Annotated in this window: 11 protein-coding genes; 6 read left to right on the top strand and 5 right to left on the bottom strand. The window is 53.9% G+C overall.

Going from position 1 to position 13,755, the window contains the following annotated elements:
* The first annotated feature begins 246 nt into the window (after window positions 1–246).
* The 4 genes from K7X24_RS01700 (at window position 247) to K7X24_RS01685 (ending at window position 8,364) form a co-directional block, all read left to right on the top strand.
* A complete protein-coding gene (locus K7X24_RS01700; protein WP_224552504.1) occupies window positions 247–2,559 on the top strand; it encodes an FdhF/YdeP family oxidoreductase in 2,313 nt (770 codons plus the stop codon).
* Window positions 2,560–2,906: 347 nt separating this feature from the next.
* Window positions 2,907–4,841, top strand: a complete 1,935-nt coding sequence (locus tag K7X24_RS01695; RefSeq protein ID WP_224552502.1) for an exoribonuclease II — start codon at window positions 2,907–2,909, stop codon at window positions 4,839–4,841.
* A gap of 180 nt (window positions 4,842–5,021) precedes the next feature.
* Window positions 5,022–5,939, top strand: coding sequence for an aldo/keto reductase family oxidoreductase (locus tag K7X24_RS01690; RefSeq protein ID WP_224552500.1), 918 nt, complete (start codon window positions 5,022–5,024; stop codon window positions 5,937–5,939).
* Between the two features lie 361 nt (window positions 5,940–6,300).
* A complete protein-coding gene (locus tag K7X24_RS01685) occupies window positions 6,301–8,364 on the top strand; it encodes a carbon starvation CstA family protein (protein WP_103860505.1) in 2,064 nt (687 codons plus the stop codon).
* Between the two features lie 185 nt (window positions 8,365–8,549).
* Here the strand turns inward: K7X24_RS01685 and araD are convergent, their stop codons facing one another.
* Window positions 8,550–9,245 carry an L-ribulose-5-phosphate 4-epimerase gene (araD, locus tag K7X24_RS01680; RefSeq protein WP_127032000.1) on the bottom strand — a complete coding sequence of 232 codons (696 nt, stop codon included), beginning with the start codon at window positions 9,243–9,245 and terminating at the stop codon, window positions 8,550–8,552.
* A 334-nt stretch (window positions 9,246–9,579) separates the two neighbouring features.
* Between araD and osmB the strand changes: the two genes are divergently transcribed.
* Window positions 9,580–9,795, top strand: a complete 216-nt coding sequence (gene osmB, locus K7X24_RS01675; protein WP_010276685.1) for an osmotically-inducible lipoprotein OsmB — start codon at window positions 9,580–9,582, stop codon at window positions 9,793–9,795.
* A gap of 75 nt (window positions 9,796–9,870) precedes the next feature.
* Here osmB and yciH read toward each other — a convergent pair whose 3' ends face one another.
* The 4 genes from yciH to K7X24_RS01655 all read right to left on the bottom strand — a co-directional run bounded on the left by yciH (window position 9,871) and on the right by K7X24_RS01655 (window position 12,616).
* Window positions 9,871–10,206 carry a stress response translation initiation inhibitor YciH gene (gene yciH / locus K7X24_RS01670; RefSeq protein WP_010306267.1) on the bottom strand — a complete coding sequence of 112 codons (336 nt, stop codon included), beginning with the start codon at window positions 10,204–10,206 and terminating at the stop codon, window positions 9,871–9,873.
* On the bottom strand, window positions 10,203–10,946 hold the full coding sequence (gene pyrF, locus K7X24_RS01665) for an orotidine-5'-phosphate decarboxylase (RefSeq protein WP_224552498.1): 744 nt from the start codon (window positions 10,944–10,946) through the stop codon (window positions 10,203–10,205). Before pyrF ends, yciH begins: the two co-directional genes overlap by 4 nt.
* A gap of 182 nt (window positions 10,947–11,128) precedes the next feature.
* Window positions 11,129–12,298, bottom strand: a complete 1,170-nt coding sequence (gene lapB / locus K7X24_RS01660) for a lipopolysaccharide assembly protein LapB (protein WP_180744727.1) — start codon at window positions 12,296–12,298, stop codon at window positions 11,129–11,131.
* 12 nt (window positions 12,299–12,310) lie between these two features.
* Entirely contained in the window at window positions 12,311–12,616 is a 306-nt protein-coding gene (locus tag K7X24_RS01655; RefSeq protein ID WP_010276674.1) for a LapA family protein, read from the bottom strand.
* A gap of 184 nt (window positions 12,617–12,800) precedes the next feature.
* On the opposite strand from K7X24_RS01655, the gene K7X24_RS01650 reads away from it, so the two are divergent.
* A complete protein-coding gene (locus K7X24_RS01650; RefSeq protein WP_103860500.1) occupies window positions 12,801–13,745 on the top strand; it encodes a sugar-binding transcriptional regulator in 945 nt (314 codons plus the stop codon).
* Window positions 13,746–13,755: the final 10 nt, after the last annotated feature.

Genomic DNA, 13,755 nt, shown 5'->3' with positions numbered 1-13,755 from the left:
AGTTTCAGGAAGGCGGCAAGTGAGGGAATCCCGATGAGCTTACTCAAGTAAGTGATTCGGGTGAGTGAGCGCAGCTAACGCACATGCAACTTGAAGTATGACGGGTATCCCATCGATAAATCGCCTCTATCCCACCATAGCCGCATTTGATTAGACGCGATCGCCGACGGCACCTAAACTTCCCTTAAGAGCAAATATTTAAAATTTTGTTCACATAAAAAAAACATTATCACCTGCGGAACGTATATGAAATTCAAACCATCCATCAAGCCATACCGCAATGCGGCTGGCGGCTGGGGCTCGTTGGAAGCCACCACGCGTTTTGTTCTCGACAGCAAGCAAGCGCTGAAAAATATCCGAAACTTGTTGCGGGTCAATAAATCGAAAGGATTTGACTGCCCCGGCTGTGCCTGGGGTGATGACAACAGCAGCACGTTCAGCTTCTGTGAAAACGGCGCGAAAGCGGTCAGTTGGGAGGCAACGCGTAAAGCAGTCGATCTGGATTTTTTTGCCGCTCACAGCGTTACGACGCTGCGTCAGCAGAGCAACTATTTCCTTGAGTATCAGGGCCGCTTAACCCACCCGATGCGCTACGACCGTGCCAGCGATCGCTATGTCCCTATCAGTTGGGACGCGGCGTTTGCGCTGATCGCTCACCATATCGGTAACATGGCACACCCTAATCAGGTGGAACTTTATACGTCTGGGCGTGCCAGCAATGAAGCCTCTTATCTGTATCAGCTTTTTGGTCGCATGCTGGGCACCAACAATTTCCCTGACTGCTCGAACATGTGCCATGAAGCTAGCGGAATCGGTCTGAAACAGAGTATCGGCGTGGGTAAAGGCACGATCCGGCTGGATGATTTCGAACACGCTGACGCAATTTTCGTCTTCGGGCAGAACCCCGGCACTAATCACCCGCGTATGCTGCATAGCCTTCGTCATGCCGCCGATCGCGGCGCGCACGTCGTCTCGTTTAATACGCTACGCGAGCGCGGTCTGGAGCGTTTTGCCAATCCGCAGAATCCACTGGAGCTGCTCACGCCGCTGTCTGGCACCATTAGCGAAACCTACCTGCAACCCAATTTGGGTGGCGATATGGCTGCCGTGCGCGGGATGGTAAAAGCCCTGCTGGAAACGCATCGCCAGCGCCTGTCTGCCGGGGACGCCGGTTTATTCGATCAGGATTTCCTGTCCACGCATACCCAGCAGATGGACGACTACCTTACTGTGGTTGATGCCACAAGCTGGCAGAAAATTGAACAGCAGTCCGGCCTGAGCGAAGCACAATTGCGCTATGTCGCGGCGATTTATCAGCAGTCGCCGCGTGTAATTTGCACCTGGGCGATGGGGATTACCCAGCACAAACACTCTGTCGCCACCGTGCGGGAAATCGTGAACCTGCAACTGCTATTCGGGCAGTTGGGAAAACCGGGCGCGGGGCTATGTCCAGTACGCGGTCATAGTAATGTGCAGGGCAACCGTACCATGGGGATCGATGAGAAACCGACGGCCGCCTTCCTCGATCGTCTAGCAGCACATTATGACTTCACACCGCCTTACACCGCAGGCCACAACACGGTAGAAGCGCTGGAAGCGATGCTGCGCGACGAAATAAAAGTACTGATCGCGCTGGGCGGTAACCTCGCCGCCGCTGCACCCGATTCGGCCCGTACTGAAGAAGCGCTCAGCCGCTGCGATCTGACCGTACATATCAGCACCAAGCTCAACCGCAGCCATCTAATTACTGGCAAGGTCGATGCATTGATTCTGCCGACGCTCGGCCGTACCGATCTCGATATGCAGGCCAGCGGTGCGCAGTTTATTACCGTCGAAGACTCCTTCAGCATGGTGCACGCGTCACAGGGCGTCGGGCAGCCCCTTTCGCCGTTGCAGCGCTCGGAAACAGCGATTGTTGCAGGGATTGCCAATGCGGTGCTCGGCCATGAAAAACTCGACTGGCTGGCGCTGGCGGACGATTATTCACGCATCCGCGACCATATCGCCGCCACCCTTCCCGGCTTTACGGATTTCAATGCCAACTGCGACCTGCCAGGCGGATTCTATCTTGGTAACGCGGCCGCTGAACTGCACTTCAATACGCCCAACGGGAAAGCGCAATTCAGCCATGCCGCGCTGCCCGACACGCTGTTTCCGCAACTACAAGGCAGCGACGTGCCTTTTACCCTGCAAACCCTACGTTCACACGATCAGTACAACACCACGATTTATGGTCTGGATGACCGCTATCGCGGCGTCTATGGTCAGCGGGAAGTGCTATTCATGCACCCGGATGATATCAGTGCGTTAGGGCTGGAAGACGGCGATAGGGTCGATATCGAAACGCTGTGGAACGACGGCATTACCCGCATCGTCAACGGATTCAAGCTGGTGAGCTACGCGATTCCGCGCGGTAATCTGGCCGCCTATTATCCCGAAACCAACCCGCTGGTGCCGCTGTCCAGCTTCGGGGATGAAACGCACACGCCGACCTCTAAATCCGTGCCGGTTAGCGTTCGTCGTAGTACGCAAGCCGAGTCTCTGCTGCGTATCGCCTAAGAATCTGTCCACCAGGCTATTTTATTTGCCATTTTGAACCTGGGCAGTGCTCAAAATCCTCACGTACTACGTGTACGCTCCGGTTTTTCCGCGCTGTCCGTGTCCAAACTGGCTGCATCAATAACGCCTAGTGGAATAGATTCCGCTTGATAACTCGTGCCGTGAGGTCAATCGCGTGCACGGCAGGTGGATACATTCGAATCAGCGTTGACTTTACTCAGATTTATCCGCGCTTCTGCTACCGATCTGCGCCTACGCCACCCCCGATTATTCTTGCCGCCAGCACCCGATTCGAGTAAAACTGTGAACTGCTAATTGGGCTACTCACAACCGTATTTCTGGACGCTATGTTTCAAGATAATCCGCTGCTTGCACAGCTAAAACAGCAACTTCACTCTCAGACACCGCGTGTTGAAGGTGTCGTCAAAGGTACCGATAAAGGATTCGGCTTCCTTGAAGCTGACGGACAAAAAAGCTATTTCATTCCCCCTCCGCACATGAAAAAAGTGATGCACGGTGACCGGATTACCGCCACCCTGCATACGGAAAAAGAGCGGGAAATTGTCGAGCCAGAAACGCTGATCGAACCCTTCCTTACTCGATTTGTTGGGCGCATCCATAAAAAAGACGATCGTTTATCCATTACGCCTGACCATCCGCTGCTGAAAGATGCCATCCCTTGCCGCGCCGCGCGCGATGTCACACACGATTTTCAGGAAGGCGATTGGGCCGTAGCCGAAATGCGCCGTCACCCGTTGAAGGGCGACCGTGGATTTCATGCTGAACTGACGCAGTACATCACCACGGGTGATGACCCGCTGGTACCGTGGTGGGTGACATTGTCACGCCATAATCTGGAGCGCTCAGCCCCAGAGGTTGAAACGACTGAGCGCCATGACGGCGAACTCGTCCGTGAAGATCTCACCGCACTGAGCTTTGTCACTATCGACAGCGCGAGCACTGAAGATATGGACGATGCGTTGTACGTGCAGGACAACGGGGATGGTTCACTGCAATTAACCATCGCGATTGCCGATCCGACCGCGTATGTCGCTGCGGGTAGCGAGCTGGACAACATTGCACGTCAGCGCGCCTTCACCAACTATCTGCCCGGCTTCAACATCCCGATGCTGCCGCGCCCGCTGTCGGACGATATCTGTTCCCTGCGCCCGGAGGAACGTCGTCCAGTGCTCGCTTGTCGCGTGACGATTGCCGCCGACGGTGCGTTGGGTGACGACATTCACTTCTTTGCCGCCTGGATCGAATCCAAAGCCAAATTAGCGTATGACAACGTCTCCGATTGGCTGGAAAATCAAGGCGAATGGCAGCCGCCAAGCGACGCAATTGCCGAACAAATTCGCTTGCTGCATCGCCTTTGCCTGACACGCAGCGACTGGCGCACCACGCATGCGCTGGTATTCAAAGATCGCCCGGATTACCGCTTCCTGCTGGGTGAAAAAGGCGACGTATTGGACATCGTGGTTGAACATCGCCGTATCGCCAACCGTATCGTTGAAGAATCCATGATTGCCGCCAACGTTTGTGCGGCCATCGTGCTGCGCGATAAACTGGGCTTCGGCATCTATAACGTGCACAACGGCTTTGATCCTGCCTCGATTGAACAGGCAGTTGCCGTGCTGGACACCCACGGGGTTCAGGCTGATGCGCAAGTGCTGTTGACGCTGGAAGGCTTCTGTATGCTGCGCCGCGAGCTGGATGCCCAGCCGACACAGTTTCTGGACAGCCGCATTCGCCGTTTCCAGTCTTTCGCGGAAGTGAGTACCACGCCGGGGCCACACTTCGGTCTGGGGCTAGAAGCCTATGCCACCTGGACATCGCCGATCCGTAAATACGGCGATATGGTGAACCACCGTTTGTTGAAAGCGGTTATCACCGGGCAGGTCGCGCAAAAACCGCAAGACGACGTCACGGTTCAGTTGGCAGAACGCCGTCGCCTTAATCGTATGGCTGAACGCGATGTCGGTGACTGGCTCTACGCTCGCTACCTCAAAGATAAAGCCGGTACGGATAATCGCTTCAATGCGGAAATCATTGACGTCACACGTGGTGGCCTGCGCGTTCGCCTGCTAGATAACGGCGCAGTGGCGTTTATCCCGTCTTCCTTTATCCACGCCGTACGCGATGAGCTGGTGTGCAGTCAGGAAATGGGCACTCTGTCAGTGAAAGGCGAAGTGGTTTATCGTCAGGGGGATACGCTGGACGTCGTCATTGCTGACGTTCGTCTGGAAACCCGCAGCATCGTGGCAAAACCTGCCGCATAGCCGTCATACCGCCGAGTCATCTCGGCGGACAGCATCTCCGCGCGGGCATTCACGCGAACTGACCCGCGCGTCATCACGCGTTTATTCCGCGACATGCTTTATCAACGATATCGCCACGCCTGATCCGTTTTAAGCGTCATCGACGACAGACGTGCCCCCCTAATAACAGGAGCGTTCCCGATGGAGAAAATGACAATCGGTACATCCGCGATACAGGCTTCCAACATTGCGTTGGGCTGTATGCGAATGGCGAAGAAAAGCACGAGTGAAGCGGCTGACATCCTCAATGCATCCGTCGAGGCAGGCATCGATTTTTTCGATCACGCGGATATCTATGGTTCCGGCTTGTCGGAAGAGATTTTCGCTGCCGGTTTACAGAAGACATCTATCCACCGGGACACGATTTTTCTCCAATCCAAATGTGGCATTCGTAAGGGATTTTTTGACTTCTCGAAAGCTCATATCATCGCCTCCGTTGAAGGCAGTCTACAACGTTTAAAAACGGACTATCTCGATACGCTCCTGCTGCATCGCCCGGATACATTATTCGAACCCGATGAAGTGGCCGCCGCCTTTGATGAGCTGGAAAGCAGCGGGAAAGTGCGCTATTTCGGCGTCAGTAATCAGAATCCGTTGCAAATTGAGCTGCTGAAAAAATCCGTACGCCAGCCGCTTATTGCCAACCAATTGCAGTTCAGCATCATGCACACGGGCATGATTGATGCCGGCTTTAACGTGAATATGACGAACACGGCATCGGTGAATCACGATGGCGCGATTCTGGAATACAGCCGCCTGAATACCATGACGATTCAGGCCTGGTCGCCCTTCCAGTACGGCTTTTTTGAGGGTGTTTTCCTCGATAGCGAGAAATTCCCTAAGCTGAACGCGACGATTAATCACATCGCCGAGCAGCATCACGTGACCAATACCGCGATCGCCACCGCGTGGATCTTGCGCCACCCCGCCGCCATGCAGGTGATTATCGGCACCATGAGTCCAGAACGTATCCGTGACATCGCGGCGGCGTCTACCCTGTCGCTCAGCCGCGAAGAATGGTATGAAATTTACCGCGCCGCCGGAAACGTTCTGCCTTAAGCGCATCGGCCCTGCCATTCTCTGAATTTTCCCCAGCAGGGCCATCTTGTTTTTACCGCACCTATTTTTACCGCGTTAGCGCGTTAACCCTTGTTTACGCTTTAAGTTTCTTTACAAAAATTCACGTTCGCTCACATTTTCTCATCCATTCCCTTCTCTTCGCCATTAAACCCACTATTGTTAAATTGCATTAACACCCGCGCTATATACCTCAAATAATTCGAGTTGCAGGAAGGCGGCAACCGCATGAATCCCCAGGAGCTTACACAAGTAAGTGACTGGGGTGAGTAAGGGAAGCCAACGCACATGCAGCTTGAAGTATTACGGTATACCTTTTCTGAATAACGAAGGAGCCGTTGTTATGAGTAACGTAAAGAGCATTGTGATCTGGCTGCTAGTCGGCCTGGCGGGCGCCTTTTCGTTCGCCACGCTGGCGCTAAGCCGCGGTGAACACGTCAATGCCGTGTGGTTGGTTATCGCTGCGGTATCGTGTTACAGCATCGCCTATCGGTTTTACAGCCTGTTTATCGCCAAAAAAGTGTTTGAGCTCGACGATCGCCGACTGACACCGGCGGAACGTCATAACGACGGTCTGGATTACGTTCCCACCAATAAATGGGTACTGTTCGGCCACCACTTTGCCGCCATCGCCGGGGCCGGGCCGCTGGTCGGGCCGATTCTCGCCGCACAGATGGGCTTCCTACCCGGTACGATCTGGATTTTGGTCGGCGTGATGCTGGCGGGTGCCGTGCAGGATTTTCTGGTGCTGTTTATCTCAACCCGCCGAGACGGTCGTTCTCTGGGTGAGATGGCAAAACAGGAGCTGGGTACATTCGCGGGTATTATCACGATGCTCGGTGCGCTGGGCGTGATGATCATCATTCTCTCGGCGCTGGCGCTGGTCGTCGTTAAGGCGCTGGCAGAAAGTCCGTGGGGATTGTTCACGATTGCCGCCACCATCCCTATCGCGCTCTTCATGGGCGTTTACATGCGCTTTTTACGTCCGGGCAAAATCGCTGAAGTGTCCATCATCGGCTTTGTGCTGATGATGCTGGCGATTGTCTACGGCGGCAACATCGCTGTACACCCTTACTGGGGGCCGTTCTTCACGCTGAAAGGGACGTCACTCACCTGGGTACTGGTGATTTACGGCTTCGTGGCATCCGTTCTGCCCGTCTGGCTGCTGCTGGCACCGCGTGACTATCTCTCTACGTTCCTGAAAATAGGGGTTATTGTCGGGCTGGCCTTCGGTATTGTATTCGCGATGCCGGAAATGAAAATGCCTGCCGTTTCTCGTTTTATTGACGGCAGCGGCCCGGTCTTCTCCGGTACGCTATTCCCCTTCCTGTTTATCACCATCGCCTGCGGCGCGATTTCCGGCTTCCACGCACTGGTTTCCAGCGGCACCACGCCGAAGTTGATTGAACGAGAAAGTCATATCCGCTTCATCGGCTATGGTGCCATGCTGATGGAATCCTTCGTGGCGATTATGGCGCTGATTTGTGCCTCGGTTATCGAACCGGGTATCTACTTCGCCATGAACTCACCCGCCGCCTTGATCGGCACCACGGTTGAGAGCGCATCATTAGCCATCAATAACTGGGGATTTGTGATTACCCCGCAGGAATTGAGTGCCATTGCCAATGACGTTGGCGAAGCCTCTATTCTTTCCCGCGCTGGCGGTGCACCGACCTTCGCGGTGGGTATGGCCTACATCATCACGGAAATTTTTAACAGCCGGGCGATGATGGCATTCTGGTATCACTTCGCGATTCTGTTTGAAGCGCTGTTCATTCTGACCGCCGTTGACGCCGGGACGCGCGCCTGTCGCTTCATGGTGCAGGATCTGGTCGGTATTGCGATTCCCAGATTAGCGAACAGCCGTTCCTGGCTGGGGAATCTGGCCGGTACGACCGTTGCCGTTTCCGGCTGGGGATTCTTCGTCTATCAGGGCGTGATCGATCCGCTGGGCGGGATCAATACTCTCTGGCCGCTGTTCGGTATCGGTAACCAGATGCTGGCCTCGATGGCGTTGATTCTCGGCACCGTGGTGTTGTTTAAGATGAAAAAGCAGCGCTATGCGTGGGTGACTATCGTGCCTACCGTCTGGCTGTTTATTACGTCGATGACGGCGGGTTGGCAGAAAATCTTCCATGAAAAACCGAGCATCGGCTTTCTGGCTCAGGCGAAACGCTTCGCGGCGGGTATTGAACAGAACACGCTGATTGCACCGGCCAAATCGATTAAAGACATGGAAACCATTGTCTTCAGTAACCAGATCAACGCCGCGCTGTGCGGGTTCTTTATGCTGGTTGCGGTAACAATGCTGGTTTCCGCATTCTTCGTCATTCGTCGTGCGATGAATAGCGATGTCCCAACGGCAAAAGAGAGCCCGATTGTCTTACGAGACGGCGCTCAACCTTAAGCATCATCGACACATCTTCGCCAATCCCTCCCTCGCGGAGGGATTTTTTATGGCCGCAACCCTTACGGATTTAGCACGGAGCTTGTGCCGTTCAGGAGCGAGGTCATCAAACCGCACAAATAACAATAACGCCGCAAATGCGGCGCTATATGGCTTAAAGGTCATAAGGAAGGAATCGCTGCGGTTTATTGTCCGTAATAGGCGTTCTTGCCATGCTTGCGTAAGTAGTGTTTATCCAACAGCGTTTGCTGCATCTCACCCAACTGAGGCGTTAACTGGCGTGAGAAAATCCCCATGTAGGCAAGCTCTTCCAGAACAACGGCGTTGTGCACCGCGTTGTCTGCATCTTTCCCCCAGGCAAAGGGGCCGTGCGAGTTAACCAATACGGCAGGGACATCCACCGGAGAAATGCCACGCTGGCGGAAGGTTTCGACGATCACCCTTCCCGTTTCCCACTCATAGCGACCGTTGATTTCCTCGTCCGTCATCAGACGTGTGCAGGGAATCGGGCCATAAAAATAGTCCGCATGCGTTGTTCCCCAAGCGGGGATATCTTTACCGGCTTGCGCCCAGATCGTGGCATGACGGGAATGGGTATGCACAATACCGCCGATATCGGCAAATTCCAGATACAGCACGCGGTGGGTATCGGTATCTGACGACGGTTTCTTCGTCCCCTCAACCACCTTGCCACTTTCCAGCTCAACGACAACCATGTCCTCCAGCGTCATGGCAGAATACTCCACGCCGGAAGGTTTGATCACCATCAGGCCGCGCTGTCGGTCCACCGCGCTGACATTTCCCCAGGTAAACGTCACCAGATTGTGCTGCGGCAAGGCCAGATTGGCTTCCAATACCTGTTTTTTTAGCGTTTCTAACATAATCAGCCTCCATCGGCGCGATAACACCATTCTCGCGGCCTGACGAGTTCGTCGCTATGGGCTAAATCGCTAAAGACCTAGCGGTGTTCTGCTATGGGAAAAAGAAAGAGACACTCCACAGGGTTGATTAAAAAACAGCCAAATTTATCAATTGTTGCTATCGTTAACATAACGCAGGGGAATTAAGATTTTTTACCTGTTGCCGTTTTTCCCGATGATTATACTTGTCATCAAGCGGTAAAAGGCTCGGTTTCTTTATTTAATACCGTAAAAAGCACATTGTTCGATATTTCCTCACAAGAAACGTGAGACCAAGAGCAGAAAGGGGAAAAAGATGAAATTAAACAAACGTTTTGCAACAGCCGCTCTGGCAATTACGCTTGCTGTAACGCTTGCAGGCTGTTCAAACATGTCCAAACGTGACCGTAATACCGCGATTGGTGCCGGTGCGGGTGCAGTAGGTGGGGCTATCTTAACGGATGGCGGAACATTAGGAACACTGGGCGGTGCAGCTATCGGCGGGCTGATTGGCCGTCAGGTCGATAAATAACGAATTTGTGGGCAGCAGGTTCACGGGAGTAAACCTGCTGCTTTTATACTTGTCATAGTTCAAGCCGCATGTGCTTTAGCCGCCAGCCAACTTAACCTTCATTCCTTTCGCTTCCAGCAGCTGTTTTAGCAGGTCGCGCTTATCTCCCTGGATTTCGATCACGCCGTCTTTCACTGAACCGCCACAGCCACATTTTTTCTTTAATTCAGCCGCCAGCTTATCCAGCGCAGCATCATCAAGATCGAGACCGCTAATCAGGCATACGCCTTTTCCTTTGCGCCCGCTGGTCTGACGCTGGATGCGCACAATGCCGTCGCCTTTTGGCCGAGCTACTTGTTCTTCTTCCGGCTTAATACGCCCAGTTTCCGTGGAGTAAACCAACTGGCTATTTTCGTCACGACGCATGTTCATGATGCCGCACCGTTTAGCAATGACGCGCGAATCTCACGCAGTGTCTGTGCGGGGTCCGCTGATTGGGTGATCGGACGTCCAATCACCATATAATCGACGCCAGCCTGCTGTGCCTGAATCGGCGTCATAATACGGCGCTGATCGCCGACGTCGCTGCCAGCGGGACGAATTCCTGGCGTGACCAGCTTAAATGCCTGCCCGCATACCTGCTTCAACCGCTGCGCTTCATGTGCGGAACACACCACGCCATCCAGCCCGCTGTTATGCGTTAGCACGGCCAGCTTTTCCGCCTGCTCTGCCGGGCTAAGCGTAATGCCAAGCCCGCGCAGGTCATCTTCGTCCATGCTGGTTAACACGGTTACGGCAATTAGCAGCGGCGCATCGTTACCAAACGGCACCAGCGCTTCTTTCGCCGCGATCATCATGCGCGAACCACCGCTGGCGTGGACATTGACCATCCACACGCCAAGATCGGCGGCGGCCGCAACGGCGTGAGCGACAGTGTTCGGAATATCGTGGAATTTCAGATCGAGAAACACATCAAAGCCGCGCTGTTGCAATGTCTGCACGAACTGTGGGCCGAATAAGGTAAACATCTCTTTGCCTACCTTCAAACGGCAATCCTGCGGATCGATACGGTCAACAAACGACAGCGCCGCCTGCTGATTGGCATAGTCCAGTGCGACCACAATCGGGGATGATACCGTTTGATTCTTTTGCTGTAGATTCTCGTTTTTCATTCGTCACCCAGTCTCTTGCGAAGCCAAAATTCCCGCCGCATTCTACATGCCCCGTCTCTGAAATCCCAGCCGCCTGAAGACCAATGGCGTTAAAGAAGCCTGCTGAAACGGAAATCACATACAATTATTAGTATGTTGTAACTAAAGTGCATTAAAAAATACCCACTCGATATCGTGAGAGGTTATTGCCCGTCTAATCCACGGATTGGCTTTACGCTAGCCCAGGTGCGGCAGGAAGGACATTGCCAATAGAGTGATTGTGACGTGAAGCCACATTTGCGGCAGCTATAGCGGGGTTTGGTGCGAATCTGTTCGCCCACCATGTCGCGTAATCCCTGAAGATTTTCTTTTGTTCGTCCGTCTTCCGCTTCATGCAGGTGAAAATCCATCAGGCGATGGAACACGCGCATCGTGGGGTGGCGTTGAAGCTGACGGTTAATATAAGCCTGTGCAACTTCCGCCCCCTCTTCTCTTTCGAGGATGTCGGCCAGCATCAATTCGGCCGTCGCACCGGTATTTTCTTCTACGCAGCGTCTGAGGAAATTCGCCCAATCCAAAGGTTTATCTAAATGCTGATAGCACTCTTGCAGCATCGGCAGCGTTTCGCTAACCAGCTCTTTATCCTGATCGAGAACCTGTCGCAAGGCCTCCACGGCACGCGAATAATCCTGCTGCGCCATGTAGATGCGCCCCATCATGATAGACGCACGGGCGCACTGACTGTCCGCCGTCGCCCCTTTTTTCAGGAGCGTTAGCGCCTTATCCAGATCGTCGCTGCCCATCGCCAACAGCGCCAATTCACAGTAAAAATGCGCGATGTCCACGCGGAGTGGGTCTTTTCCCATCTTGACCAGTTTTTCCGCCACATCGATTGCTGTCGGCCAATCGCTGGTCGCCTGATGAATCTGCAAAAGCTGCTGTAAGGCACTGCGCCGAAAATCTTCTTCGTCCACCAGTTGATTGAAACTTTCTTCGGCGCGGTCATACAGCCCAGCGGCCATGTAGTCACGGCCCAGCTGTTGCACCGCCAGCAGGCGCTGTTCAAAGGTTAACGATGCGCTTTCGGTCAAAGCCTGATGGATGCGAATCGCACGGTCAACTTCGCCGCGCGAACGAAACAGGTTACCGAGCGTGAGGTGGGCTTCAAAGGTGTTGCTGTCATCCTTGAGCATGTCGAGGAACAGCTCAACCGCCTTATCCTGCTGATTGGACAACAGGAAGTTAACCCCGGTGACATACTCACGGGACAGGCGGTTGGATTCCTGCTCTTTGTCCTGCTGCGCACTTCTGCGCCCCATGTACCAACCGTACGCGGCGGCCACGGGCAGCAACAGAAACAGCAGTTCTAACATAGAGAGAATTCCTTAGTGGGTGACCGTCTGCACTGGCGCCACGTTCTCCTCGGTGGAGGTAGAAAGCTGTTGTTCCAGACGCTTGATTTTACGTTGTGCACGGCCAAGCGCAATGCGCTGACGAAGATAAAACAGACCACAGATAACCCAGCCAAGAGCAAAACCCAAGGCAAACAGCGTGGCGAGCAGTGTGGAGATACGATACTCCCCCTGTGCCAGCAGGTAGTTAAATGTCACAACCTGATCGTTGTGCGCACCCAGTGTGACAGAAATGATGAATATCGCCAGCACGAGTAAAAAAATCAGCAAATATTTCACATTGTCCTTCCTGTGATATCCATTAACCGGATGAATTATGCCAAATTTTGGCGAAAAACCCCATTAAATTACCATGTCCGGCGCAGACAGGGAAATCAAGAACCGCACTCCACTGCCGTCTGCGCTTGTTATTTATTCTGTGCTGAATAAAAATGACAGCAGCAAGCTAGCAAGGGGAAAAGTCATGTCAAAGCAAGACGAACAGCGATTATTGGTCAAGATCGCTACGCTCTATTATAGCGAAGGGATGAAACAAGCAGAAATTGCCGCCTCACTCCATTTGTCACAGTCTTTTGTCTCCCGCGCTATCACGCGCTGTGTTAAAGAAGGTGTGGTCAAAATCAGCGTAATTCAACCCCCGAACATGTTCATGGGGCTGGAAGCGGCGATTCAGAAGCGTTACAGCATCGATCAGGCTATCGTGGTGGATGTCGCCGATAACGCCACGCTGGCGCAAATCAAGCAGGCGATTGGTTCTGCTGCCGCACACTATGTCCAAACCAGTATCCGCCCTGACGATCTGGTCGGCATTTCCTCCTGGAGCAGCACGCTGCGGGCGATGGTGGACAGCCTGCATCCGCAAAGCGTCAAGGCACAGGGCGTCATCCAATTGTTAGGTGGCGTTGGGCCGAACGGCAACGTGCAGGCAACGATCCTGACGCAAACTTTAGCCAATCAGCTCAGTTGCCCCGCTTACCTTTTGCCCGCGCAGAGTATCGAACGGTCGGTGGAAGATCGCGCCCGTTTGGTGACCAGCGATGAGGTTTCTAGCGTGGTTGATAAGTTCAGCGAGGTGAGTCTGGCGCTTGTCGGTATTGGCGTGCTGGAACCGTCGCAGTTGCTGAAAAACTCCGGCAACTATTATCACGAAGCGATGCTGCAACAGCTGGCCGAACGCGGTGCCGTCGGGGATTTATGCCTGCATTACTACAACGCGGAAGGTGAACCGGTGCTACAGGACGATGAAGATCCGGTGATTGGTATGGCGTTGCCACAGCTGCGCCAGTGCCCACGCGTGGTGGCGCTGGCGGGCGGTATCGAGAAAAGTGCAGCTATTCGCGGCGCGCTAACGGGGCACTACGTTGATGTGTTGATTACCGATCGATTAACCGCCGAGACGCTGATCTAATTCGTTTATC

This window comes from Pectobacterium versatile (genome assembly GCF_020166435.1).
Taxonomy (GTDB): domain Bacteria; phylum Pseudomonadota; class Gammaproteobacteria; order Enterobacterales; family Enterobacteriaceae; genus Pectobacterium; species Pectobacterium versatile.
This window is presented reverse-complemented; position numbering and strand designations above follow the sequence as displayed.

Coding starts and splice junctions, on each gene's coding strand:
- K7X24_RS01700 (WP_224552504.1), top strand. CDS start 247: ATGAAATTCAAACCATCCATCAAGCCATACCGCAATGCGGCTGGCGGC.
- K7X24_RS01695 (WP_224552502.1), top strand. CDS start 2,907: ATGTTTCAAGATAATCCGCTGCTTGCACAGCTAAAACAGCAACTTCAC.
- K7X24_RS01690 (WP_224552500.1), top strand. CDS start 5,022: ATGGAGAAAATGACAATCGGTACATCCGCGATACAGGCTTCCAACATT.
- K7X24_RS01685 (WP_103860505.1), top strand. CDS start 6,301: ATGAGTAACGTAAAGAGCATTGTGATCTGGCTGCTAGTCGGCCTGGCG.
- araD (WP_127032000.1), bottom strand. CDS start 9,245: ATGTTAGAAACGCTAAAAAAACAGGTATTGGAAGCCAATCTGGCCTTG.
- osmB (WP_010276685.1), top strand. CDS start 9,580: ATGAAATTAAACAAACGTTTTGCAACAGCCGCTCTGGCAATTACGCTT.
- yciH (WP_010306267.1), bottom strand. CDS start 10,206: ATGAACATGCGTCGTGACGAAAATAGCCAGTTGGTTTACTCCACGGAA.
- pyrF (WP_224552498.1), bottom strand. CDS start 10,946: ATGAAAAACGAGAATCTACAGCAAAAGAATCAAACGGTATCATCCCCG.
- lapB (WP_180744727.1), bottom strand. CDS start 12,298: ATGTTAGAACTGCTGTTTCTGTTGCTGCCCGTGGCCGCCGCGTACGGT.
- K7X24_RS01650 (WP_103860500.1), top strand. CDS start 12,801: ATGTCAAAGCAAGACGAACAGCGATTATTGGTCAAGATCGCTACGCTC.